Annotated in this window: 27 protein-coding genes; 9 read left to right on the top strand and 18 right to left on the bottom strand. The window is 41.2% G+C overall.

Features of this window, described 5'->3' with window-relative positions; all coding sequences use genetic code 11:
* Positions 1–2: 2 nt before the first annotated feature.
* Complete coding sequence (locus E3E24_RS01175) at positions 3–1,526, bottom strand: preprotein translocase subunit SecD (protein ID WP_167886273.1); 1,524 nt, start codon at positions 1,524–1,526, stop codon at positions 3–5.
* Positions 1,523–2,461 carry a protein translocase subunit SecF gene (locus E3E24_RS01180; protein ID WP_346766021.1) on the bottom strand — a complete coding sequence of 313 codons (939 nt, stop codon included), beginning with the start codon at positions 2,459–2,461 and terminating at the stop codon, positions 1,523–1,525. Before E3E24_RS01180 ends, E3E24_RS01175 begins: the two co-directional genes overlap by 4 nt.
* A 141-nt stretch (positions 2,462–2,602) precedes the next feature.
* Here E3E24_RS01180 and speD point away from each other — a divergent pair, with 141 nt between their 5' ends.
* Complete coding sequence (speD, locus tag E3E24_RS01185; protein ID WP_167886275.1) at positions 2,603–3,019, top strand: adenosylmethionine decarboxylase; 417 nt, start codon at positions 2,603–2,605, stop codon at positions 3,017–3,019.
* A 3-nt stretch (positions 3,020–3,022) separates the two neighbouring features.
* Here the strand turns inward: speD and E3E24_RS01190 are convergent, their stop codons facing one another.
* The 7 genes from E3E24_RS01190 to E3E24_RS01215 form a co-directional block, all read right to left on the bottom strand.
* Positions 3,023–3,910 (bottom strand): transcriptional regulator, encoded by an 888-nt coding sequence (locus E3E24_RS01190; RefSeq protein WP_167886276.1) that lies wholly within the window; start codon positions 3,908–3,910, stop codon positions 3,023–3,025.
* Positions 3,911–3,929: 19 nt separating this feature from the next.
* Positions 3,930–4,673, bottom strand: a complete 744-nt coding sequence (locus E3E24_RS01195; protein ID WP_167886277.1) for a KaiC domain-containing protein — start codon at positions 4,671–4,673, stop codon at positions 3,930–3,932.
* A 102-nt stretch (positions 4,674–4,775) separates the two neighbouring features.
* Entirely contained in the window at positions 4,776–5,282 is a 507-nt protein-coding gene (locus E3E24_RS01200) for a PUA domain-containing protein (RefSeq protein WP_167886278.1), read from the bottom strand.
* Between the two features lie 124 nt (positions 5,283–5,406).
* Complete coding sequence (locus E3E24_RS12630; RefSeq protein ID WP_167886077.1) at positions 5,407–5,544, bottom strand: hypothetical protein; 138 nt, start codon at positions 5,542–5,544, stop codon at positions 5,407–5,409.
* Positions 5,532–5,687 (bottom strand): hypothetical protein, encoded by a 156-nt coding sequence (locus tag E3E24_RS01205; RefSeq protein ID WP_167886279.1) that lies wholly within the window; start codon positions 5,685–5,687, stop codon positions 5,532–5,534. The genes E3E24_RS12630 and E3E24_RS01205 overlap by 13 nt, the downstream gene beginning before the upstream one ends.
* Before the next feature lie 110 nt (positions 5,688–5,797).
* Positions 5,798–7,066 carry an MFS transporter gene (locus E3E24_RS01210; RefSeq protein WP_167886280.1) on the bottom strand — a complete coding sequence of 423 codons (1,269 nt, stop codon included), beginning with the start codon at positions 7,064–7,066 and terminating at the stop codon, positions 5,798–5,800.
* A gap of 59 nt (positions 7,067–7,125) precedes the next feature.
* Positions 7,126–7,305: a hypothetical protein gene (locus tag E3E24_RS01215; RefSeq protein WP_167886281.1), complete on the bottom strand. Its 180-nt coding sequence runs from the start codon at positions 7,303–7,305 to the stop codon at positions 7,126–7,128.
* A gap of 270 nt (positions 7,306–7,575) precedes the next feature.
* Here E3E24_RS01215 and E3E24_RS12750 point away from each other — a divergent pair, with 270 nt between their 5' ends.
* From E3E24_RS12750 to E3E24_RS01235, 4 genes are read left to right on the top strand one after another with little or no spacing between them, the layout of a single operon-like run.
* The gene (locus tag E3E24_RS12750; protein WP_240912168.1) at positions 7,576–7,899 is read left to right on the top strand and encodes a hypothetical protein; all 324 of its coding nucleotides are present in this window, start codon (positions 7,576–7,578) and stop codon (positions 7,897–7,899) included.
* Positions 7,900–7,914: 15 nt separating this feature from the next.
* Positions 7,915–9,009, top strand: coding sequence for a DUF1611 domain-containing protein (locus tag E3E24_RS01225; protein ID WP_167886282.1), 1,095 nt, complete (start codon positions 7,915–7,917; stop codon positions 9,007–9,009).
* Positions 8,987–10,423, top strand: a complete 1,437-nt coding sequence (locus E3E24_RS01230) for a hypothetical protein (protein WP_167886283.1) — start codon at positions 8,987–8,989, stop codon at positions 10,421–10,423. Before E3E24_RS01225 ends, E3E24_RS01230 begins: the two co-directional genes overlap by 23 nt.
* Positions 10,413–10,859, top strand: coding sequence for an N-acetyltransferase (locus E3E24_RS01235; RefSeq protein WP_167886284.1), 447 nt, complete (start codon positions 10,413–10,415; stop codon positions 10,857–10,859). Before E3E24_RS01230 ends, E3E24_RS01235 begins: the two co-directional genes overlap by 11 nt.
* On the opposite strand, the gene E3E24_RS01240 is transcribed toward E3E24_RS01235, so the two are convergent.
* Positions 10,851–11,348 (bottom strand): YkgJ family cysteine cluster protein, encoded by a 498-nt coding sequence (locus E3E24_RS01240; RefSeq protein WP_167886285.1) that lies wholly within the window; start codon positions 11,346–11,348, stop codon positions 10,851–10,853. The two genes, E3E24_RS01235 and E3E24_RS01240, sit on opposite strands and share 9 nt — an antisense overlap.
* 9 nt (positions 11,349–11,357) lie before the next feature.
* Positions 11,358–13,130 (bottom strand): tRNA uridine(34) 5-carboxymethylaminomethyl modification radical SAM/GNAT enzyme Elp3, encoded by a 1,773-nt coding sequence (locus tag E3E24_RS01245; RefSeq protein WP_167886286.1) that lies wholly within the window; start codon positions 13,128–13,130, stop codon positions 11,358–11,360.
* 105 nt (positions 13,131–13,235) lie between these two features.
* Here E3E24_RS01245 and E3E24_RS01250 point away from each other — a divergent pair, with 105 nt between their 5' ends.
* Together E3E24_RS01250 and E3E24_RS01255 are read left to right on the top strand one after the other, a co-directional pair.
* Positions 13,236–13,994 carry a Nif3-like dinuclear metal center hexameric protein gene (locus E3E24_RS01250; protein ID WP_167886287.1) on the top strand — a complete coding sequence of 253 codons (759 nt, stop codon included), beginning with the start codon at positions 13,236–13,238 and terminating at the stop codon, positions 13,992–13,994.
* Between the two features lie 65 nt (positions 13,995–14,059).
* The gene (locus E3E24_RS01255) at positions 14,060–14,524 is read left to right on the top strand and encodes a hypothetical protein (RefSeq protein WP_167886288.1); all 465 of its coding nucleotides are present in this window, start codon (positions 14,060–14,062) and stop codon (positions 14,522–14,524) included.
* Between the two features lie 140 nt (positions 14,525–14,664).
* Here E3E24_RS01255 and alaS read toward each other — a convergent pair whose 3' ends face one another.
* Complete coding sequence (gene alaS / locus E3E24_RS01260; protein ID WP_167886289.1) at positions 14,665–17,400, bottom strand: alanine--tRNA ligase; 2,736 nt, start codon at positions 17,398–17,400, stop codon at positions 14,665–14,667.
* Positions 17,401–17,544: 144 nt separating this feature from the next.
* Entirely contained in the window at positions 17,545–17,805 is a 261-nt protein-coding gene (locus tag E3E24_RS01265) for an initiation control protein YabA (RefSeq protein WP_167886290.1), read from the bottom strand.
* 543 nt (positions 17,806–18,348) lie between these two features.
* Here E3E24_RS01265 and E3E24_RS01270 point away from each other — a divergent pair.
* Together E3E24_RS01270 and E3E24_RS01275 are read left to right on the top strand one after the other, a co-directional pair.
* Positions 18,349–19,896, top strand: a complete 1,548-nt coding sequence (locus E3E24_RS01270; RefSeq protein WP_167886291.1) for a sodium:alanine symporter family protein — start codon at positions 18,349–18,351, stop codon at positions 19,894–19,896.
* A gap of 87 nt (positions 19,897–19,983) precedes the next feature.
* On the top strand, positions 19,984–21,366 hold the full coding sequence (locus E3E24_RS01275; protein ID WP_167886292.1) for an acetyl ornithine aminotransferase family protein: 1,383 nt from the start codon (positions 19,984–19,986) through the stop codon (positions 21,364–21,366).
* 185 nt (positions 21,367–21,551) lie between these two features.
* Here the strand turns inward: E3E24_RS01275 and E3E24_RS01280 are convergent, their stop codons facing one another.
* The 5 genes from E3E24_RS01280 to E3E24_RS01300 all read right to left on the bottom strand — a co-directional run bounded on the left by E3E24_RS01280 (position 21,552) and on the right by E3E24_RS01300 (position 24,991).
* Complete coding sequence (locus tag E3E24_RS01280) at positions 21,552–21,881, bottom strand: hypothetical protein (protein ID WP_240912169.1); 330 nt, start codon at positions 21,879–21,881, stop codon at positions 21,552–21,554.
* A gap of 51 nt (positions 21,882–21,932) precedes the next feature.
* Positions 21,933–23,246, bottom strand: a complete 1,314-nt coding sequence (gene hisS, locus E3E24_RS01285) for a histidine--tRNA ligase (protein WP_167886293.1) — start codon at positions 23,244–23,246, stop codon at positions 21,933–21,935.
* A gap of 52 nt (positions 23,247–23,298) precedes the next feature.
* Positions 23,299–23,910: a MarC family protein gene (locus tag E3E24_RS01290; protein WP_167886494.1), complete on the bottom strand. Its 612-nt coding sequence runs from the start codon at positions 23,908–23,910 to the stop codon at positions 23,299–23,301.
* Between the two features lie 74 nt (positions 23,911–23,984).
* Positions 23,985–24,611 (bottom strand): METTL5 family protein, encoded by a 627-nt coding sequence (locus E3E24_RS01295; RefSeq protein ID WP_167886294.1) that lies wholly within the window; start codon positions 24,609–24,611, stop codon positions 23,985–23,987.
* A gap of 2 nt (positions 24,612–24,613) precedes the next feature.
* Positions 24,614–24,991: a hypothetical protein gene (locus E3E24_RS01300; protein WP_167886295.1), complete on the bottom strand. Its 378-nt coding sequence runs from the start codon at positions 24,989–24,991 to the stop codon at positions 24,614–24,616.
* Positions 24,992–24,994 lie beyond the last annotated feature (3 nt).

Raw genomic sequence — 24,994 nt, forward strand, 5'->3', positions numbered from 1 at the left:
AATCACCTCTTCTCTCCTATGAGGAATTTTGCTATCTCAGCATAAGCCGGTCTCGTTATTGTAATTCCAATTAAGACACCGAGTATTGTTGTGAATGCAAAGCCTCTTAAGCCGCCAACGAAGAACTTGAAGAGGAAACTCATTGCCACAATTGTTGTCGTTGCAGAGGCTAAGATAACAAAGAATGCTCTTCCCATTCTCTTAAGTATGCCGCTCCTTTTCGTAATCTTCTCTCTCCCTCTCCTTCCTAATAGCTCATCGGTGATAACTATCTGTTGGTCAACACCAGTACCTATTGCTGCTATGATTCCCGCAATACTTGGTAAATCTAAGTTCCACTTAATTAGGGCAGCAATTCCGAGGATTATTATGACTTCACTTAAGCTCGTTGAGACTACTGGGATTGCAATCTTAAGCTTTCTGTAGTGAGCATAAATTACTAATCCAACAACTATTAAAGCCGCTATTCCAGCTATTAAGACCTGCTTCTTGAAGTTCTCTCCCAGCTCTGGCGAAATATATTGAGAACCTTCAACGTAAACCTTAACGGGTAGTGACCCGCTGCTTAAAACGACAGCTATAACTTGAGCATCTTGCTGAGCAATGTATTGGTTTGGCGCAGTTCCGGTTATTCTTACATCGGTCTGTGGAATGCCTCGAGCCAAACCTTCACCAAGGCTGTAGGGACCGTATAACCCCAATGCCCTCGTTATTAAGCTCCTCAAGTCTTCACCTTGCTGTGGCTCAATGTATCTAACTTTTATCCCTTTTGCTTCAAGCTGCTCTTTGAGGTTTTTACCAACACCAACTAGAACAACAAGCTCCTTGTCCTTAGCGAGATTCGCTATCTCGTCAACGCTTTGATTTGTATATGCAATTGTGTCAATGTTGAACGCTTTCTTAATTCTCTCAGTTAAGGGCATTGCATCTGGAGCTTCCCCTTTGAAGTCAGTAATCATTAGATTATAACCCTCTTGAGGAACTACGAAGAGAGAATTCACAGGTGGGTCGAGGAACATGTCAACAGGGTAGCCTGCTTTGTCTTTAGCTAACTGAGCAAACTTCTCTGCCGCTTGTTTTGAGATTCTAAATGGAACAGACCATTCATAATATGTGCCCTTTGGTTCTATCTGAATTGGAAATACTTGGACAATATCCTCACCAGTTGCAAAAATTACCCCTTCAAATTCTGCATAAAATACACCTTGTCTCTCAATGGTCTCTTTCACGCTTCTTGCTTCTTCTTCCGTAACACCAGCGACTTTAACAATTATGTATTGGTCCCCCCAAGGCTCAACTTTAATATCTTTTACACCAAGCTGATTCAGTCTCTTTTCCAGAGAAACTTTCACCTGTTCCATTGTATTTTGATCAACAGGATGCTCAAGCTTAACGGTGATAGCGGTTCCTCCACTTATGTCAAGACCAAAAGTTAAGCCGTAAATGAGCAATGACGCAATTGAGCCGATTATAAAGACAGTGAGCAGTAAGACTCTCCAATTAAAGAGAAGCTTTTTCCAGTTCATTTCCTACCCCCCTTTCTCTTCTTAGGAGTTTTTGATGTTGTGGGCGCTTTTTTAGGAGCTTTACTTTTCTCCCTCTCCTCTTTCTTTGCTATGAACCATCTCAAGACACCAGCGTTCAAAATCCATGTGTTCATGAAATCCGCCAGCAAACCAAAGATTAAAACTATTGCAATTTCATCAATAACCTTAGCTGTTGAGAACAGCCAGAGTGAAGCTAAAGCTCCCAAAGTTGTAGTGCTCATTGTAAAACCAGTTGATACTGCAGAGAAATAGGCCTCTTCAATGGTATCTTCTTTTCTTTTAAGGAGCTTTGTAGTCAAAAGAATGTTGCTGTCAACTGAGTAACCTATAAGCATTAACAGAGCTGCAATTGTCGCTTGGCTTAACTCGATGCCGAAGATGCTCATTAGGGCTAGAGCTATCACCATGTCTGAGAACGCTGAGAATATGACTGTGAATGACGGAACTGGAACTCTGAAGAACAGAAAGACGACAACTGCCATTCCAAGGAATGCTAGGCTTATTGCTTTTATTCCTTGCTCTCTTGCCATTGCTCCAAAAGTGGGCCGAACTTCTGATATCGCATACTTTGCATCCGGGAAGCGTTGCTTAAGGACTTCCCTTATTTTTTCAGGATCAGCATCTGCCGGTGCATAAACATTTATTCCACTGCTTTCTTTCCCAATTCCAGTGAATTTCTCAACTCTAACATCTATATTAAGCTGTTGAGCGAGATATTTAGCAATCTCATCCGAGTTTGCATCTACACCATAGGCAGTTACAACCACTCCACCCCTGAGGTCAATTCCAAGCTGGGGGAAGTGAACTGCCAGAATTAAGAGTGACACAAAGAAAACTGCCAAGGGATAAATTATCATTTTTTTAGTTTCAATTTCTGTGAGCTTTTTAAGTTTGTCTTTGATCATTCCTTTCACCTCTGAACAATTTTAAAGGTGTTCGATTAAACTCTTTTCCATTATTTCGGCGAAAGTATTTTAAAAGTATGTGGTATTTAAGTTTGCCTTCGAGCACTCAACTTTAAAAGGTGAAGTGCAAAAGGTATGGTGGTGAGGATCATGGACACCATAGGATACCATTATGTAGTCGAAGCTTCAGGCTGTGATCCCGAGATTCTGAGAGATGCTAACAAGATAAGAGAGATCTTTCTCAAAGCTGCAGAAGCGGGAGATATGGAAGTTAAAGCAAGCTACTTTTTCAAATTCTCCCCAACAGGCGTCAGTGGTATGGTTATCGTTGCAGAATCACACATCTCAATCCACACATGGCCCGAGAAGGGCTATGCTGCTATAGACGTTTACACTTGTGGAGAAAAAGCCGACCCAGAAAAGGCAGTTGATTACATCCTTGATGCAATCGGAGCAGAATACGCTCACGTTTCAGAAGTCAAAAGAGGCATTGAAGAAGAGGACAACACATTTACACACATGATTCTGACATGGGAAGAAAAACTCGACAGGAAAAATAAGAAATAATAATCATTCTAAGAGCTTTTCAATTTCTTCCTTTAGTCTTTCAATCTTTTCTTTGAGCTCTTCGAACTTGATCTTGTATGACTCAAGCTCCTCAATTCTCTTTCTCAGCTCTTCGTTCTCTTTGCTTAATTCCTCAAGCTTCTTCTCAAGCTCCTCTTTTGCTGCTGTCAGCTCCTTGACTATCTTTTCCAGCTTTTCTACTTCCTCCTCCTTAGCCTTAAGCTTCTCTTCAAGCTCCTTGATTTTGGTCTCGTCAAATTTCTTCGCCTGAAGTTCCATGAGCTTAACCTTTGCCTCGCTCAGCTCCTTTTCTAGCTCTTTCTTCTCCCTCTTAACTTTTTCAAGCTCTGCTTTTGTCTCCTCAAGCTCTCTCCTTAATTTTTCAATCTCTTCCCTAGCTTTCTCTAAGCTCTCAAGCTCCACTGTCTGCTTCATCTTCTCAAGCTCTTCTTTAAGCTTCTCGTACTCAAACTTGAGCTTCTCATACTCGTGCATTAATTTTTCGTATTCTTCCTTAGCGATTACTTCTTTCAGTCCACCTTTCTCGATCATTTCAATTGTCTTAATGAGCTCGTCGAGCTTTCCTTGCTTGATTAATTCATAAGTCTCTCTAACTAATTGTCCAGCTTTGCTCTCGCCCTTGAGGTGCTTTCTTATTGTTTGCTCAGTCCTTCCTAATTCCCTTGCAATCTCGCTAACTGTCATTCCAGCCTTTTCTCTCGCAATAGCACCAGCAGCAACTGCTAAGCTGTCAACCCACGTCAATCTTTCGGCTGGGTCTTTGATAAGCTCAATTACCTCTGGTCTGAAAAGTGTTGCAAATAAGAGAATGCTCTCAAGCTGATGAATCTCTTGTCTTCCAATTGGGTTGAGTGGGACCTCAATTGCCATATCTCTCACCTCCTACACTTCACATCTCTAAAACTCTACCTCTCTTCAATACTTTGTCATGGTAGACAATTATTCCTTTGTCAGTAATGTCAAATGGATGCCTCCTCATTGAGTGTGATGTTCCTCTCATCTTCCAGACGATTAATGAACGCTTGAGCTCACCATCAATCTCATCAAGGTCAAGCCTTATGATGCCATCAACACCGTGCTCAACTCCAGGTCCACCGAATCCTCTCTCACCAACACTGATCTGGCTCACAAAGATTGATGTACATCCTGTTCCGGCTAAAACTCTCTTGAGCTGTAAGATTATACTTCTCGCCATGGCTGGCTTGTTTATGTAGAGAGTTGTGACTGAGTCAACAACAACTCTCTTTGCTCCAATGTCTCTAATTGCTTGTCTCAAAACATCAATGAACTCTCTAAGGTCTGTCAAGTCGTGGACAATATACTTTTCATATTCTTTTGACTTTCCAATTCCAGCCGTAAAGGCATCAATCATTGCGAATAATCCCTCTTCTTCATATTTTTTCACATCCCAGCCAAATTGAGCCATGTTCTGCCTCACTTGGACTGGATGTTCTTCCAAAGCAACATATATGCCAGGCTCACCCATTTGAAGACCGTTCCATAAGAACTGCTGACTGAAAATTGTCTTACCAGTTCCTGGCCCACCGCTTAGTAAAACGACGTTCCTCTCTGGTATACCCCCATGAAGTATTTCATCCATTCCCGGAATTCCCGTCTTAACGCGCTTAACCATCTCCACCACCCCCATCATCAAAATTAGGTTATTTTAACATAATCAGAAAAAGCTCTGATTTTAATTACCAAAATATACTATAAACGTAGAGGTATATAAAAGTTACGCTTTTTTGTGCCGCCGTATAAACTCCCCAACATCTGTAATGTTTTTAATAAAGCTCCTCTCACTATTTGGTTGAATTCTGCCAATTCCCAAAATCACTCCATTCTCATCGAAGAGAACAAGCTTTTTTGTACCTTCCCATTTGTATTCTTTAATGCCCCTTTTTGGAACATCTTTGCCCGTTGTGAAAAGGAAAGCAGCCTTTGGCTTCAAGATTGCATAGTTCTTTTTGATATCAACGAAGTAGAAGAACTCAATGTTTGGATAGAATTTCTCCACCAAATTTTCATCAACCTTTATTGTTCCAACAAAAGTTCCAAAGGAATAGGGCTTGAGCTTTAGATTTTCAATCTCTCTCCAAACTTCCTCGTTTACAGCATAAACATCTCTGAATTTGCCTTCAACAACTGCAAAAAAGCTGTGCCTAAGTTCGCCATATTTTTCTGCTTCTCTCAAAATTAAGTCAAACTCCCATGAGGAAACTCTTCGATATCTAAGCTCCATCCCAACACCTAATATGAATTTCAAAAGCGGAGGTTATAAGCCTTCAGCATGTAATTTGGTAATAGACTATAAGTATCGCCGAGATTATTTGTCAAGTTTTTGATTCTTTTCCACTCTTAAGCTGCTAAATTAAATCCTTATCCGGGCCTATATCGTTGAGTTTCAAATCTTTCAAATTCATTCCGAGTTCGAGAGATTCTGCTGTTTGCTGAATTATTGATATTACCTCATTAAAAGCCATTAGTCTTCCTAATGCATACATATATCCTCCCATATCTTTGTCTTTGCATTTTTCAGCTTCATCTTTTTCTTTTTAGCCTCTAAAGCCCTCTCTTTAATAGCTTCACATAGTTTCATAAATAAATGTCTTGTAGCATATCTATATCCACATTTTCCAAATTCCATCACCTCTTGTTCTTATTCCTCTACACTTTCTATGGAATACTCCTAGAGAGGATAAAACTTTCGCTAAAATTGACTTAATCCTAATAACACGAAGCCATGAGCATAAACCCTCATAGTCCACTATACCTCAGCGTTATCACTGAAACTCCAAGTAAGAGAATTGACAGAGAAAAGTTTGTCTCAAAACCAAAGAGCTCTACTAAAATACCACTTGCCAAGTTCCCTATAATTGCTCCAAGAGAGCTTATCAAGTTGTATGTTCCAATCAGTGTTCCTCTCTCTTTTTCCGGAGCATTCTTAGAGATTACCAATGTTGTTGATATCCCTATATATGCCCACGTGTAACCAGCTAAAAAGTAGGAGATAAAAGCCAAAAGTAAGAACTTTATCCCACTAAGTTTCAATGCAAAGAGCAAAATCACAAACCCAGCGATCCTAAACATCAGGGCATTTCTAAGCACCGATATACAACTTTTTGTCTTCAGCTCCATCCCAACCCTTGTATACATGTAAGCTGAGATTGCTGAATTACCCACGCTCATTAAGTATACCACTGAAGCTGTATAACCCCTATCTTTTAGAAGAACCGGAAACTGAGTAAAATACAACATTCCACCAATCCAGAACAAAAAAGTTGAAAGATAAAATATTTTGAATTTCCCACATGAAAAGTGAGGCATGTGAATAATCATATTTGGAAGGTATCTAAACTTCTCAATAACATATCCAAAATACACGCCAAGAATCTTTCTATCAATGTGTAAGGGAACCTCTCTAATCACCTTAATTCCCCAAGGAACAGAGATAAGACCAATCACACCAAGCACTATAAATATCTCCCTAATGCTCAAGAATTGTGAGAGCACAAAACCAATCATTAATCCTATAACCCAAGCCCATCCACAAATTTCATTGAACTTCCCTATAGCATAATCCCAATCCTCAAATCGAAAGCTCTTAGTTATTATTAGGATTGGTATTGGAATTGTGGATGCAATGAAAAATGAATAGATAGCATTCGTTAAAATCACCTGAGGCACGGACCTGTTTAATACAAAGACAAATGTCATCAATGCTGAACCCAAAAATCCTATGATAAGGAAAACTTTTCTCCTATTTAACTTATCAGATAGTTTTCCCCAAAACAGTCCTCCAAGCATTGAAAAGCTACTTCCAACAGCGGTAACTACACCAACCTCGGAAGGGCCACCTCCAACAGCTAACGTTAGGAGAGGAATCAAAGGAGCTGTACCACCAGTTGATATCTTAAAAGGCACAAAAGAATAGAACCACTTTGAGTTGTTAGGTCTCTTCCTCATTTGAGCAGCCTTTTCAAGGCTCTTCAATGTTGCTCTTTCCCTCTTCATTGAACGCTTCATGAAAAACACCCCAATATCAAAGAAAAAATGAGAACATAAAAAGAGGAGAAAGAGAAAAGCTACCAGTCTTCATCTTCTTCATCAATATCCCAATCTTCGGACTCATCCCAACTTTCTTCTTCAAAGTCCTCGTCTTCTTCCCAGCTTTCCTCTTCAAATTCTTCTTCCTCAAATTCTTCTTCTATAATTGGCTCCTCTTCGTATTCCTCAACTTTTTTCTGTCTCTTTGGAGGTTGCATTTGAGACACCTCCCGCCCCCGAGGGGCATCAATATTGGTAAAACTTGGGTTTATAAACTTTTTGCTAGATAATGTTGATTCTCAGCCGAGAACTAAAAATTTTAGGGTAGATTAACAAAGTTAACACAAAATAAAAGCCTCACCTAGGAGAAAGGTTTATATACCCATAACTTACCGTAAATTGGACAACTCCAAATCTTAAAGAATCAGGCTATAGTAAACCAAGATTAGAGCAATATAACCTTATTAATATTAGAATTGAGAGATTTGGTGGGAGATATGGAGGACAAAGAAAGCTCCGATAGTGAGACACCACTCATAAGAGCCAGAAAATTGGAACAGTACGTGGGAATATCAAAAATATACCCCAAGTTCAAGTTCATGAATCCTACTGGAACCCACAAGGATAAAAATGCGCTCAAAGCGATACATGATTCTAACGGTTACATATTTGAATTTTCAGATGATCATGCTGAAATTTTGTATAAGCTTGAGAACATTAAAGCTCTTCCCGCATCTGCTTTAGTCTTGACGGGTTTAGTGAAATTTGTGAAAAAGTTTGGTGTAGATGGCAAAATTTTGTGCTTATCTTAACTGGAGGGTTTAACGATGGAAAAAACCCTAATACTGGCTGAAGGTAGATATAACACAACAGATGGGAAGACTGCACATGGTCTGGTTAGGTACTCCAAAAGGTTCCGTATTGTTGGTGTTATAGACTCAACACTCTCTGGGAAAGATGCAGGTGAAGTTTTGGATGGTATTCCACGGGGAATTCCAATATATGGAAGCTTTGAAGAAGCAATCTCTGAGAATCCAGATGTCAAATACCTAATAATTGGAGTCGCTACCCCCGGAGGATACCTGCCCAAGGTGTATCGTGACATAATAAAGAAAGCTATTAAACGGGGCATTAACATTGTCAATGGCCTCCATAACTTCTTAAGTGATGATCCAGAATTTTCTCGTCTTGCAAAGCGCTATAAAGTCGAACTAATTGATGTGAGGAAGCTATATCAGGACATGAAAATTCCATTCACTGGAAAAATTAACGAAGTTACCTCAATTAAAGTTGCTGTCCTCGGAACTGATGGAGCAATAGGAAAAAGGACAACTGCAATAATGCTCCATGAAGCATTTGAGAGACTTGGAAAGAAAAGTGTCTTCGTTGCAATGGGACAAACCGGCTGGATGCAGGGAGCTAAATACTGCATAGTTATGGACTCCATAATCAACGATTTTGTTGCTGGCGCAATAGAAGATATCATATGGCGGGCATGGAAGGAAGAAAATCCAGATGTCATAGTTACACATGGCGAAGGCTCCCTTCTTCATCCCGCATATCCAGGAGGTTTTGAGCTTATAGCTGCAGGGAGGCCTGATTACATAATCCTCCAGCATGCACCTATGAGGAAACACTTCGATGACTTTCCTCAGTATGAAATTCCACCACTTGAAAGGTATATCCAGCTCATAGAGCTTCTCTCTGGAAAAAAGCCAATAGCAATAACGATAAATTCGGAAAAAATGACAAAGGAGGAAGCTCTGAAAAAAGCAAGAGAAATAGAGATTCAGTATGGAATAATGACCAGAGTACCGCTTTATGAAGGTGTTGAAGACATAGCAAAAGCAATTATTGAAGATGCAGAGAAAATAAAAGTTTCCATTGGAGTGGAAGAAAGTGTTCAGCCTCAAGTGCTTTGATTACATTATTATCGAAAAGCCTAAGATAGAATCAAGAAGGATCTCTGCTTTCTACATTATTTCGATAGATGGAGAGGAAAAGAAATTTAAGCTAATACACCACTATCCAGAAAGAATACCAAAAATAGATTTATTCGCTAAGCTGATGACAATAACACCGGCAATCAACTATGGGCTCTTCACACCGCTCATATATTTTGATTTCCCCCTCGATGAGAGAGACATACAATTCTTTAGAGACATGATGGAAATAACTGCAAGAGATATATTTGTTAACAGGATAGCAAAGAAAACAGGCTTTGTTAAAGAGGAATTCATTCCGAAAGAGATTACACCAAAAATGGCAGAGCCGATGGCACAGATAAAGGCAGAAGAAGTGATACACGAAGATATAAAATTTGAACCCGATTATAAAAAGTGCGCAGTAATGTTAAGTGGGGGCAAAGAAAGCCTGCTTACATACGGTTTAATGAAAGAAATAGGCTGTGAAGTTTATCCATTCTTTTTTAATGAGTCAGGAGGACACTGGAAGGTTGCGCTGACTGCTTATAAATGGTTCATCAATAATGAACCAAATACAAGGAAGGTTTGGAGCAACGTTGACAGGCTCTATAATTTCATCGAAAGCAGCATGAGGATATTAAAAAACATTCGCAAACCAAAAGCAGAAGTTTATCCAATAAGATTGTTCTTTTTTGAACATTATGTTTTCTCATTCTTGCCTCTAATATACAAGTATAACATCGGAAACATTCTCCTCGGAAATGAATATGATGACCCAAGAGGACTCAGCTATGAATTTCATGGAATTTCCCACTTCTATGCAGTCTTTGACCAGAGCCAATATTTTGACAAATACATGACAAGGTGGTTTGAGGAGAGAGGATTAAAAGTGAGACAATGGTCAGTCGTCAGACCTTTGAGCGGATTAATCGTTGAGAGGATACTTTATACTCGCTATCCAACTTTATTTAGACTCCAACGCAGCTGCCATTCAGTTCACAAGGAAAATGGAGAATATGTGCCCTGCGGAACGTGCTTTAAATGCAATGGAATTCTAACATTCCTCCTAGCAAATGGGATAGATCCAACTTTAATAAAATACAAACCCAAACATGTTGATACATTACCTGAGAGGATAAAAGAGGGCAAGATAAGGCTTGACAAGGATGAGCTTGAGCATTCTCTCTATTTAATAAAACAGAAAAACCCAAACTTTCCAATTGAAGGAAAACCTCACTGGCATGTTGAGATGCTCCATTTTGATGACAGAAATTCCCATTTTGATAACATTCCGGAGGAATTTAGAGAAGCAATCTACACAATTTTTGAAAAGTACACGAAAGGGTACGTCTATCTCAAAGATGAGAGATGGATTAGAATCTCACGGGAGGAAGCTCTTTATGGAGTTTAAGATAGTTGATGGAGAGCAATACCTTGATGAGATCCTTGAATATGATATGCAAGTTAGTAGAGAATTCCTACAATTCGACCTCACAGAAAGAGAATATGTTGAGGCATATTCAGCCGTTATTAACAAACTATTTTCCGAAGGGAAGCACAAGTTCTTCGCTGCGGTGGATGAAAAAGGAAGATACCTCGGGCATGTGTGGGTATGCATTACAATTGATACAGTTGACTATGTAAAAATTGCCTATATCTACGACATCGAAGTGAAAACTAAGGGCATTGGAATTGGTTCAGCACTGCTCAAAAAGGCTGAAGAGTTTGCAAAAGAAAATGATGCAAGAAAAATAGTCTTGCGTGTAGAGATTAATAACCCAGCACTAGACTGGTATAAAAGGAGAGGATACAATGAAAGAGCCGTGATTATGGAAAAACTACTTTAAAATATCCATAAAGCCATCCAAATCAGCCTTATCAAACTCCTCCTTGAATTTCAAACCGAGCTCGGCTATCTCTTCTCTTGTGATGATTTCTTTTCCTTCCCCTATTCCGGGACAGCTTTCATCATAATACAGCCAGAGCTTTTCCCCTTTATATTCAAAAGGCTCTTCCCCTTCAACGCCCAGAGGTTTGTGAGAAACCATAAAAGGATAAATCTGACAAACTAGGGGATTGTAGTCATGGATTTTGCATTTGCCCGTCTCTGGGTCATGAAATACACAGCCCAAATCCCACTCTCTGTAAGCCAAGACAAACCTAATTTTTCCGTTTTCAGCTGTGAAGAGAACGAAGTCTTGAGGATCATGGCTATGCTCTGCTATACGTTTTATGTCGTAAAGTGTGAGGTAGATAAACCTCCCACGGCAGCAATCTATACAGAATTTGCACTCAAATTTAACATCACTTTTGAGAGGTTTGGGTTTAAATCTCATTGACTCACCTCAGGTATTCAAATGTGCATCAAACTCTTTGCTCTTTCCAAAGTCAGCATAGCTTTTATCCAGGCGCTTGCTCACATAAGGACCGTCTTTTCTATAACCGAACTTTCTGTAATATTCCCTAACTCCAACGCCGCTGATGACAAGCATCTTCTTGACATCAAACTCCTCTCTCGCTATTCTCTCCGCCTCTGCCAAAAGCTCCATTCCATATCCTCTGTGTTGCCACTCGTATTTAGGTTTGCCTCCAATTGGCACCAGTGGGCCGTAAACGTGAAGCTCTCTAACAATTGCTGATGGTACTCTGTTGATTTCTTTACGGTGGGCTTTTTCGCTTGGAATCCTCAACCTAAGGAAGCCTATGAGAATGTCATTCTTAACATCCTCAAAGCTGAGGAAAATTTCTCTGCCCTCGCTTGCTTCATAGTCCTCTCTCAAAAGCTTTATATGCTCAACTTCTGGCTGAATTCCAAACTTCTGCATCACATGACCAACCTCTCTGAATCTAATTTCTCTTGGCCTTATGCCTCTCTTGATGAGCTCGTTGAAGACGAGCTGTCCTAAGTTGGAGTGCTTAACCCCAGCAGCAATTAGAGGAACAGGAATGTCTCTCTGAATCCTCATAACGCGAACCCACTTTGGAATTATCTTGTAAACCTCAACAAGGAGCTCAACTGCTTCTTCAGTAGTGTATGGCCTATATTTACCTTCTTTGTACCACTTGTACAGGATTGTATCCTCCGTTACAAGCGTCGGATAAATCTTCAACATATCTGGTTTAAAGCGAGAATCTTCAAAGATTATCTGGAAGGCCTTTAAATCCCTCTCAAAGTTGCTTCCCGGCAAACCGGGCATCATATGGTAGTTTATTTTAAGTCCAGCATCCTTCAAAAGCTGAGTCGCTCTAACAACGTCTTCAACGGTATGCCCTCTCTTAACTCTCTCATATATGAAGTTGAAAACAGTTTGGACACCAAGCTCTACTCTTGTAGTACCAAAGGCAAGCATTCTATCAATGTGTCTCTCAAAAGACCAATCAGGACGAGTTTCAATAGTCAAGCCGACCATTCTGACCTTTGCCTTCTCATTCTTTCTCTGCTCGTCTTCGAGGTAGTAGTACTTTTTCTTATGAGTTCTCTCCCAAGCGGCTTTAAACTTGGGATCTTCATCAAATACCGAGTAGTCTTTTTTAATCAGAACTCTAATCAGCTTTTCTTCAAGGTTCTCTACATCCTTAAAGTAAGGAAAGTCGTTCATTGCCTTAAATGCATTTTTTATGAACCATTCTTGATAATCCAAGTCCATTGCTGGAAATGTTCCGCCTTGAATAATCACTTCAACCTTGTCAATGTCATGTCCTATGTCATAGAGCTGCTTTAAACGGCGGAGCATGATTATGTAAGGGTGATAAGCACTTTGAATTGCTCTCAAAGCTGATGGTTCTTTTCCAGTGTAGCTCTGCGGCGAACCTTCAGTAGGGCCTCCAGGACAATAGATGCACCTCCCGTGAGGACATGGAAAAGGCTTTGTCATCATTGCAACAACTGCAACACCGCTTATTGTCCTCGTAGGCTTCTTCTTAAGGAAGTCTTTGAACTTCTCCCTATCCTCTTTACTCATAACTCTCAAGATGTCAGCGTTACCGGGAAGCTTGCTCAAATGATATTTTCTCGCAACTCTAACCTTAACCTTGTTTAATTCCTCTCTGCTTTTAATCTCACCCGAAATTATCATCTGAGCGATTTCCTCGCAGGCTTTTCTATAAGCATCCATCATCCATACACCTCTAAAGTCTCACCCTTTGGTTTAAGGAAAGCGGGTTAGCTTAAAAAGGTTGTCAGTTTATATTCACTTAGTGAATAATTCGGCTGGTGAATAAAAATGGCGAGCAGAGACGAGATTGTAAACTTCCTCGATGAATATTTGAACATAAAAGCCTTCCCAGACAAATCGAAAAACGGCCTCCAAGTTGAAGGGAAGAGCGAAGTTAACACAATAGCCTTTGCCGTTGATGCATGCTTAGATACTTTTGTGAAAGCAAAGACATTCAAGGCTGACATGATAATAGTCCACCACGGCATAGTCTGGGGCGGAGTTGATTATATAACGGGGCTCATTCAAAAGAGGCTCAAGTTCCTCCTCGAGAACGACATAAACCTCTACGTTGCCCATGTTCCCTTAGATGCTCACCCAGAAGTTGGAAACAACGCCCAACTTTTAAAGCTCCTTGATTTAGAGCCCAAAGAGCCTTTCGGAGACTATGGAGGCGTTACAATCGGATTTATCGGCGAATTTGAAGAACCAAAGCCTCTCCCGCTGATAGCTCAAATTTTAGTGGAAAAGCTGAAAATTGACTATGTGAAGAGCTATGAGTTCGGAAGGAAAGAAATTAAGAGGGTCGGGGTCATAAGCGGAGCTGGAGGATTTGCAATTGAAGAAGCTGTGAGAAAGAATGTTGATTTGTTCATAACAGGCGAGTTCACTCATGGAAACTATAGAACGGCTGAAGACTTAAGGCTGAGTGTTCTCGCAGCTGGACATTATGCAACAGAAACTTTAGGTGTTAAGGCACTAATGCCTCTCTTGAGAGAGAAGTTTGGTGTTAAGACGGTTTTCATAGATAATTCCACAGGACTCTAATAACAAGAACCTAGCACAAATGTTAATTAACTCTCTGGAAACAATAACGTATAGGAGGGGGGATAATGAACAAGACTCTCCTAGCACTGGGGGTTATAACAATAGTATTACTGGCATATGCCCTCAAAACAGCACAACTTCCAGCAGCCAGTGTAGATTATGAAGAAGTATTTTACATCAAGAATCAGAGCGTCACATTTATTACAAAAGATGGTGCGGGGTTGTTCGGAATGAAAATAAATCCCTACGTTGATAGCTTTAAGCTTGAGATAATATTTCCTCAAGGAACGGAGTATCTCATCAAATATGGAGACAAGAACATTAAGGGAAAAGATAAGTTTGAGTACAAAGTTTCAAAAGAGGATTTGCCCAAGGAAGTTATATACGTCCAATTTTGGCTTCCAGAAGATGTTACAAAAACAGTGATATTTGAAAAGCAAGAAGCTACAATACAGATACGAATGATAAAGTTACCATTCTGGAAGTCAAACGAAACCATATACATAAAATACATGAAAAACGAGAAGTAGCCCCTCACTTTTTATTCTTCTTGAACAGGAGTACACTAAAGATGCAGTCGAGGTAAATTCTGCAATTCTGCTCATCTTTTACAGTGTGGAACATAAAAAGAAATTTAACCATAATTTCTCGATCCTAAAATAAAGATAAATCAAGAGGAGAGCCTCTTCCTAAGCTCCTCCAAAGCTTCTCTTGCCTTTCTTACATCCTTTATCTTTCCTTGCGCTAAGTCCTTCTTTCCTCCACCGCCGCCACCAGCGATTGAAGTTATCACCCTTATAAGTTCGCCAGCTTTGAACTCAAGAGCATCGCCAACTGCAACGACCACAGCGTTCGTGTCTTCGCTTATGAGTGCAACTATCCTATTGGACTTCTTCAGCTTGAGTGCTGCTTCTCTTAGATGGTCTAAGTCTCCCTTGACAACCTCTCCGATGAACTCAATTTCGCCGATCTTCTCGACTTTGCTCTCAAGCTCGTAAACTAGCAGCTTAGCTAATTCTTTCTTGAGCTTTTCAACTTCCTTCCTTGCTTGCTTCCACTCCTCGAAGAACTTCTCAGCTGTCTCTGGCAACTTTTCTGGTGGAACTCTGAAGACTTCACTTGTCTTCTTTATTATGTCCCTCTCCTTCTGCCACTCTTTTATCGCAGCTTCACCACATGCGAAGATAATTCTTTCAACTCCATCTTGAATCCTCTCAGTTCTAAGTATCTTTATTGGACCGACTAAGCCAGTACTCGGCAAGTGAGTTCCACCACATGCCTGAACGTCCCAGTCCTCAATCTTGAGAACTCTGATGACTCTTCCCGGCACAACTCCACCTTGATAAAGCCTAAAGCCGTACTTCTGCTCCGCCTCTGTTCTCGGCAACCACTCCCAAGTGACTTTTCTGTTCTCCATGACAACCTTATTAGCAAGCCTCTCTATTTCCTTCAGCTCCTCTTCACTAATGCGCTTGTAGTGGGAAATATCTAACCTCGCCCAATCTGTGCTCAGCTGTGAGCCAGCTTGCCAGACGTGCCTGCCAAGAACCCTCACCAAAGCTCCCATCAGAACGTGGGTTCCAGTATGGTGTCTCATGTGCTGAATTCTCCTATCCCAGTCGATTTTTCCGTGAACTGTCATTCCTTCTTTAAACTTCTCTGGCTCCTTAACTCTGTGGAGTATCACCTTTCCAACCTTCTGAACCTCTAGAACTTCAACACCGTTAAGCTCACCAGTGTCGTACGGCTGTCCACCACCTTCTGGATAGAATGCTGTTTTATCAAGAACGACCCACTCATCAATGACCTTGAGAACTTTAGCGTCGAACTCCTTCATGAACGGGTCTTCATAGTAAAGCGTTCTCGTATCTGGCAAGTCTCTTACAAGCTCGAAATCAACGATTTGTTCCTCTTTTTCCTCTTTTGCCGTCTTTTCTGCTTCCTTTGCTACTAAGCTATAGAAGTTGTCGGGTATGTGAACCTTTATACCCTCTTTCTCTGCTATCTCCTTAACAATCTCTGGCGTTAAGCCGTGGCTTTCGTAGAACAGTATGAGCTTCTCTAGTGGAATTTCGTCTTTGCCTTCTTTCCTAAGCTTCTTAATTTCTCTTCTGACCAAATCGGAGCCTCTCTTAAGGGTTTCTTGATATCTCTTCTCTTCCACATTAATCATGTCCAAAATGACGTCTTCCATCCCCTCAAACTCTGGGAAAGTCTTGTGAAGAGCTTTTATGTGCATGGCAACGATTTCGCTGAGCGGAATCTCCAAACCAAGCTCCCTCAAATGCCTAATGCTCTTCCTTATCAACAGACGAGCAAGGTAGCCAGCTTTAACGTTTGAAGGAACAACTCCATCAGCCAGCATGAAAGTTAAGGCTTTTGTGTGATCGGCTATTGCATAGATAAGCTCGTAGGGTCTTATTAGTCTCTCAAGTTCCTCAACGCTTATCCCAACTCTGCTCGCAACTTCTCTTCTCAAAACTTTAAGGTCACCCATGTCCTCGATGTCAAACATTCCAGCCAGCCTTGAGTTTTCCATTAGAATCCTGTCGTCAATCTTCTCAATGCCAGCCATTCTCTTGAGGGGCTCAATGACATAACCTAAGACAGCATCGTAAGCCGTTGGAGTGCCTTGACTCATCCAAACTAACCTCTCAAGACCATAACCGGTATCAACGACCTTGGTATCCATTGGGATGTATCTGTCCCCTTTGATAATCACAACTTGGTCATCCGGAGTTCCGGGAGGTGCTAGCTTATACTGCATGAACACAAGCGTAGCAACTTCCAAACCTCTATAAAGGACTTCAAAAGCGGGTCCAGCGTTTCCTCCACCTGCCCATGGGTTCTCTTTGAAGGTTATGTCTTCAGGCTTCATCTTCAGATCCTTAGTGAAGAACTCGAAAGCTAATTCAACTGTCTCATCCATCCAGTATATCGGCTTGCCTGGATAGTTGAAGGCATGATGTGCCATCATTTCGAAGATTGTGAAGTGTCTCCCCGTTATTCCAACGTTGTCAATGTCTGTGAATCTTATTGAAGGCTGGGAAATTGTGAGCGGATTTGCTGGAGGATCAGCTTCTCCACTAATGACCCAAGGTTGGAAGTCCATAATGCTTGCCCCAACGAGGAGAACATCATCTCTCCATCTAGGCAGAACTGGATACCTCTTAACCCTTCCATGCCCATGTCTCTCAAAGAAGCTTAAGAATGCCTCTCTCATTTCATCAAGCGTGTACTTCTTTGGAATGCCCGGCTTTCCTATGAACTGGTACTCATCACACGGAGGGTCCCCACATGTCTCTCTGTCTGGATCGAGCGTCCAGAAAGGTTTTCCACAGACTTTACAGGTCTTCCTTATCCATCCTTCCTCTTTAAACATCCTCGTTGTCATATCCATTGACATTTTAATCACCCTTCCAAAATTAACTAGTGAAAAGTACTTACCTTAAAAACAACAGAAGAGTGAAGTTATATTAAGTTTACTGAAATTTAGGCAAAAACAAGAAATATGAAGAATTTGTCTAGTATAAGCTCCCATTAGACTGAGCTAATCCTCTTCATTCTCATTGATTACAATGATTGGGAAGTTCATCTTTTTGAGCATCTCTATGAGTTGCTCATACGTTTTTCTTAAGCGTTCAAGCTTATATCGTAAATTTTGGTTCTCAATAGCTAAGCTCGTAGCTTCCTCCGTCTTGGCTCTAAGCTGAGCTTTAAGCTCAATTATCTCATCTTCAAGCTCAATAATCGAACGTTCTAACCTCTCAATTTCCTCATACAGATCTTTGCATATCTTTTCTTTGAGCATATACAACACCGGTCAGACCCGCGAAACCTCATCACTGATTTCAGGGGGCTCCAGACTCATCATTCCTCAATTTTTTGATTATGATTCTCATAACTAATAAGATTTTCCCTCAATTTTCTCCCAGAGGCCACATCTTTATTTTAAGCTGACTTTTTGAGCTTTAAACCTCTTTCTCAGCAAGAGGTTAAAAGGAAAAATGAAGGCTTTTTGGCTTCAACTTGATCAAGCTTTAGTTCATTAATAAACTATCACCAATGAGAAACTCATATGATTTGAAAAGGAGAGCTTACTCCCTTAATCCTGCCAGATTTTTAATGCACTTCTCACTGTTTACTGTGTATATTATAGTTTCAAAAACATATCGTTGCCAAAATGTAGCATATATAACCTCAACATTACTTGAGAAAAACTTCAACAATTAGCCAAAATCCTTAAATATTTTGTCGATATTAAGATAAGTTTGTAAAGTACACCAATGCAGAAAACTCTACTTTATGGTACAGTGACGTTCAGAAAAAACCTAAATAGGTTGGAGGTGTCTATATGGGAGCCATAATAGATTTTATTAACTGGTTAGATGGCATGGTTTGGGGTCCCCCCATAATGATTTTGCTTGTTGGTACAGGGCTCTTCCTCACCATAGTTCTGAAAGGAATTCAGTTCCGCAGACTTGGATGGTCAATTAGGTTTACTCTCTTTGAGGGAAGAAAGAAGCAAGGTGAGGGTGACATCACACCATTCCAAGCATTGATGGCAACCATCGCTGGAACAGTAGGTATTGGAAATATCGCTGGTGTCGCAACTGCAATTCACCTTGGTGGTCCTGGAGCACTGTTCTGGATGTGGGTTACAGCATTAGTTGGTATGGCAACAAGATACTCAGAGGGTCTCTTAGGTGTTGCTTTCAGAAGCAAGCTACCAGATGGAACAATGATTGGTGGAACATTTAACTTCCTTGAAATAGGTCTTGCAGAAGAGAAGATATCACCAACAGCAAGATACTTAGCGATGGTATTTATGTTAATATTTGCAGCATTTATCGGATACGAAGCCATTGGACTGAGTGGCGGACTCAAGATTCTAGCAATAATAATCGCACTGCTCTTTGCTCTGTTGGCGTTCTACCTTACAAGAGAACAGTCCTTACCAAAGCTTGGAAAAACCCTTGCAGTGCTCTTTGCACTCTTCGCGGCGATTTCAGCATTCGGTATTGGTAACATGACTCAGTCAAACTCCTTAGCATTGGGAATGAAAGTTGCATTCAACATTCCAGAGTGGGCAAGTGGAGCATTCTTCGCGTTCCTGACATTCATAGTTATCGTTGGTGGAATTAAGAGAATTGGTGAGGTTGCAGAGGCTTTAGTTCCATTTATGGCAATAATCTACTTCATCTTCGCAATTGGAGTCTGGATTAAGTTCGCTGGACAACTGCCAAGTGCAATAGCACTAATTTTCAAGGACGCATTCACTGGAAGCGCAGTTGCTGGCGGTGCAGTTGGTACAACCATAAGATGGGGTGTCGCAAGAGGTCTTTTCTCAAATGAAGCTGGTCTTGGTACGGCAACACTTGCCCACGCAGCTGCAAGAACAGACCACCCATCAAGACAGGCTCACGTTGCTATGCTCGGACCATTCATTGACACACTCGTCATATGTTCACTGACTGGAATTTCAATTGTAGCAACTGGTGCTTGGCAAACAGACAAAACAAGTACAGCATTAACCCAAGAAGCATTCGCAAGAGCCTTTGGACACATCGGTGAGATAATGGTCGTTATCGGTGTCATACTCTTCGCATACTCAACAGTCTTAGCATGGTCATTCTATGGAAGACAGAACATCATGTATTTAGCTAAGTGGATTGAAGGTGACCCAGAGAAGTTCGCCAGGCTGTATCCAAAGCTTCATCTGATTTACAACCTACTCTTCGTAATATTCATCTACATCGGTGCAACAACAGTCCTAGAAAACGTCTGGACATTCTCAGATATGATGAACGGTCTCATGGCAATACCCAACTTGATTGGTCTAATACTGCTCTACACAGTCATTAAGAGGTACACCGATGAGTTCGTCACAGCGAATCCATGAACTCAATTTTTCCATTTTCTTCTTTTTGATTTTTGGTTTTTAACTCAGAAAAGCTTGGATTCCAAAATACAAATTTGAGGTGGTTTTATGGGCTTTGAGGAATTTCCCAAGATAGTTATTAAGCCTCCGGGACCAAAGGCAAAGGAGCTGATTGAAAGAGAAAAGAGAGTGATTTCCTCTGGTCTCGGTGTTAAACTATTCCCAGTTGTTCCTGAGAGGGGTTTTGGAGCTTTAATAGAGGATGTTGATGGGAATATTTTCATTGACTTCTTAGCTGGGGCTGCTGCAGCATCAACAGGCTACGCCCATCCAAAGTTGGTTAAAGAAGTTCAAGAACAAGTTTCAAAGATACAGCACTCAATGATAGGTTATACCTATAGCAAAAGAGCCATAGAAGTTGCTGAAATTTTAGCAGAAAAAGCTCCAATTGAAAATCCGAAGATACTCTTCGGTTTGAGCGGGAGCGATGCAATGGATTTGACCATGAAGGTAGCACGCTTTGCCACGAGGAAGCCATGGTTCATAGCATTTATTGGAGCTTATCACGGACAGACTTATGGTGCAACTTCCATAGCCGCATTCCAGAGCTCTCAGAAGAGAGGGTTCTCACCTTTAGTGCCCAATGTTGTGTGGATTCCTTATCCAAACCCCTACCGAAACGTCTGGGGAATCAACGGCTATGAAGAACCAGATGAGCTGATAAACCGCTTTTTAGATTATCTTGAGAACTACGTTTTAGCCCATGTAGTTCCACCAGATGAAGTTGCCGCTTTAATAGCGGAGCCAATTCAAGGAGACGCAGGAATAGTTGTTCCGCCAGAGAACTTTTTCATCGAACTAAAGAAGGTCTTAGATGAACACGGCATTCTCTTGGCGATGGATGAAGTTCAAACGGGCATTGGAAGGACCGGAAAGTGGTTTGCAACAGAGTGGTTCAAAGTAGAGCCAGACTTCATTTCCTTTGGAAAGGGAGTTGCTAGTGGAATGGGGCTGAGCGGAGTTATAGGAAGGGCTGAGCTAATGGACATGACGAGCGGAAGCGCTCTATTAACTCCAGCTGCCAATCCAGTGATTTCAGCAGCAGCCTATGCTACACTGAAGATAATTGAGGAGGAAAAGGTCATTGAGAACGCCCAAAAGGTCGGGGCATTCATAATGAAGCGCTTGAAGGAAATGCAGGAGAAATATGAAGTCATGGGCGACGTTAGAGGAAAGGGACTGATGATTGGTGTTGAAATCGTTAAGCCAGATGGTAAACCAGACCCAGATCTAACTGGAAAGATATGCTGGAGAGCCTTTGAACTCGGCTTAATTCTGCCGAGCTACGGAATGTTTGGAAATGTCATCAGAATTACACCTCCGCTAGTTATAACTGAAGAAATAGCAGAGAAAGGATTAGAGATTATGGAGCAGGCTTTGAAAGATGCATTGGCTGGTAAAGTGACTCACAAAGTTATTACTTGGCATTGATGAATTTTCCTTCATGATTTAATTTTTAAACCCCCTCTTCTAATCTATTTTCGGGTGAAAAGCATGGGGCTTAAAGAATTCTTTGCAGAATGGAGGAGGAGATGTCCATTCATAAGAGCAATCGAAAAATGGCGCTTTGAGAGGAAGAAAAACAAGTTTGAAATTAAAAGGAAGAACACTTGAAGTCACGAGTTTTGGGAATACGCTATAGCAAACTTAATACCCACGAATAGGGGAGTTATTAGGAAAAGAGCGGCGTTTTTAAGCTGAGCATTCAGAAGGTAGTAAAATTCAATTCCGAGAGACAGTGAAAGCAGTAAAAGAAACATTCCGTAAATTACTGCCTTCTTAACGCCGTAGAGATGCAGACCAAAAACGAGAAAAGCTGAAAAGAAGATTGGATTGAGAGGATTAGGAAAAGAGATTTTCGGATAAGCTGCAGAGAGGACTATCCCGGAAACTCCAGTTAAAATATAGAGAGGAGCAAAGATTTTTCTGCCCATACCACTTCCCATCACGGTCAGCTAGTCAGTCCTCTCATCACCGGTCAGCAACGGGTTTAATCATCATCCAAGCATTTCCTTAACTTCCTCAACTATCTTTTCAATTGCAACACTCTTCTGCTCTCCAGTTGCCATATCTCTAATCGTGGCTTTTCCTTCAGCCAGATCTCTCTTTCCGAGTATTATAACGAGGGGTATTTCAAGCTTATCAGCATACTCTAAGGCTTTTTTCAGTTTTCTTCCCTGCAAGTCATACTCTGCTTTAATCCCCGCTTTCCTAAGGGCTTGGGTTATCTCTATTGCCTTGGCTTTGACCTCAAGCTCCTTTCCAATGTAAACCACAAAAACGTCTGGACTTAGTCTAAAGCTCGGCAAAAGTCCTTTGCTTTCCAATATTGGGATTAGCCTCTCAATTCCAATTGCAAAACCTGTCGCTGGTGTCGGCTTTCCACCAAAGACCTCTATTAAGTTGTCATACCTCCCACCGCCACCAATGGAGCCAATACCAAGTTCATTCGGAGCTATTGCCTCAAACACAATGCTTGTGTAATAGTCAAAGCCTCTCGCGATTCCAAAGTCGATTAAAGCATATTTTTCAACACCATAAGCCTTCAAAAGCTCAAATAATTCCTCAATTTTTTTCAGTTCTTCCTTAGCTACTTCACTTGTAAACAGCTCGTAAGCTTTGGGTAAGATTTCATCAGGCTTTCCTTTAAGCTCAATCAAAAAGAGAACTTTGTCAATGGCATCATCGTTCAGTCCAAAGTCTTTGAGAGACTTTATGAATTCCTCCCTCGTCATCTTGTCCTTCTTATCAATTAATCTCATCAATCCAATGTCATCTTCAACGCCCAGCATTTTGGCAAACTCATCTAAAAGAACTCTGTCACCTATATTAACTGTAAAGTCTTTGAGACCCGTTGCAAGATAGCTCTCAATCATTAAAGCTATTACCTCAGCATCAGCCTCGATGTTTGCCGAGCCAATGAGCTCAACGCCAGCCTGCCAGAACTCTCTCAAGCGACCGCTCTGAGGTTCTTCGTAGCGGAACATATTTGTTATGTAGTACCACTTCACGGGCTTTGGAGCGTTCTGGAATTTATTGACAAATAAGCGAGCTACGCTTGAAGTCAGATCTGGTCTCAGGGATATATCTCTCCCACCTTTGTCCTTAAAGGCGTAGAGCTGCTTCACAACTTCCTCTCCGCTCCTGAGCTGGAAGAGCTTGGTGTATTCAAAGGTTGGAGTGAGGATTTCTTTAAAGCCATAAACCTCGAAGACCTCTCTTATCCTTTCAAACACCCATCTCCTTTTAGCCATATCCTCTGGAAGTAAATCTCTCGTTCCTTTTACTCTCTCAATTCTCTCTTTTACCATTTTACCACCTTCCTGCCATTAAGAATGCAAAAAACCTTAAAAGTCATTTGCTTCAGGCAGAGCTTTGAAGCAGTCTGAGGAAAATCCCACCAACGCCTTCAACCATCATCTGGGCACCAATTGCCATCGTGAAGAGACCTATTATTCTAATAAAAACACCCAAGGTTGTTTTCTTGATGTTCTGAATCATGTAGAGCGTTACGAACATGAGCAGAGCAGTTAGCAAAATCGCTATTAAGATAGCTGAGGCAGAGACCTTTAACCCATACTCCGCTGTCAAGGTGATTGCAGTTGTTATTGCAGCAGGTCCTGCTATAAGAGGAGTTGCAACCGGAACTGCAGCTAAGGCTAAGATGTTCTTCTCCTTCTTGAGTGTTACCATACCGCCGCCTTCCAGTGCCTCAAGACCTATTTTAAACAGAACGAATCCTCCAGCAACCTTCAAGGCATTCAAATCAATGTGAAAAATATCCTGCAGAATTATTTTACCAGCTAAGGCAAAGATTATGAGCAGGATAAAACCGATTAAGTTTGCTCTAATGATGAGCTGCTTTATGTCTTCTATATGAAAGTCCTCCCTAAGTAAGCTAACCAAGAGTATCTTATCGCTCGGATCAATCATGATTAGCATCAGCAATGAAGCGCTGAGGATTTCCTCAATCATCGGCATCAAGCTTTTTGAATGGTGGAGAGTTTATAAATTTATGCTATGCGATGATGATACCGGCACTGGCTGAATCATGATGAGCGCTCGGTTGGCTGAGCAAACCTATATATGTCAACCTTTATCCTCTCCAGCCTCTTGCGGTGGAAGAAAAACTGAGCCGGAATTTCAAAGTCAACTGTTAGTCGGTGCGTTATTGTAAAGCCGTTATCCCTCACAAAAGCCTCAATAAATTTCCTGACTTCGGGCTTTGCCAGATGGATTGAATACACAACCCTGCTTATTTCAAAAGCCTTTAGAAGAAAAGGCCTGTCCGCTTTTGGATTTTGAGAGCCAAAAGGGGGATTCATGATGACCGTGTCAACTTGCTTATCAAAAAAGCTCACATCAGAGAAAATCAGCTCAACACAACTTTCCACACCCAGAGCTTTTACATTCTCCCTTGCTATTTTCAAAGCATTTTCATCAATTTCAACAGCGTAAACCTTTTTTGCCCCCAAAAGGCAAGCTCCCACACTTAAAACTCCTGTGCCGGCACCTAAATCAGCTATAACTTTGCCTTCAACGTCGTCCAAAGAATATGCTAACCATAAAAGCTCAGCTGCAACGTTTCCCGGAGTTCTATACTGCTCCAGCTCTGGTCTGGGATTTTCAAACCCTTTGAGCCTTGAGAGGAGCATTGCAAGATGCTTCTTCTTCATAGCTAACCCCTCATGTAGCGAAGTAACTCCTCAAAGCGCATCTCAAACCTGAAGCCTGGAATGTTGTACATTGTGCCGATTGTCGTTAAGATAAACATTACAACAACAAGGGCTATTATGAAGCCAAACTCAGCTGTTAAAGCTGATACAATCGCTTCTCTTGAGTTCAAGCCTATAAGGAGGAGCACGAGGAAGAGATATAGAAAGCCGAGAAGAATGTCAATGTAGAGAGAGATGAAGACTCCAAATATTGAAACCGTGAGGAGCAACAGTTTCCTCGGCTTCTTATACGTGAAAACCTCTATAGCGGTCTTTAAGAAGCTGTAGTACATGAAAATCAGCAGAAGGTGAAGAGCTGAGTCTAATATGAGTCTAAGCATCCT

The organism is Thermococcus sp. LS2 (assembly GCF_012027375.1).
Taxonomy (GTDB): domain Archaea; phylum Methanobacteriota_B; class Thermococci; order Thermococcales; family Thermococcaceae; genus Thermococcus_B.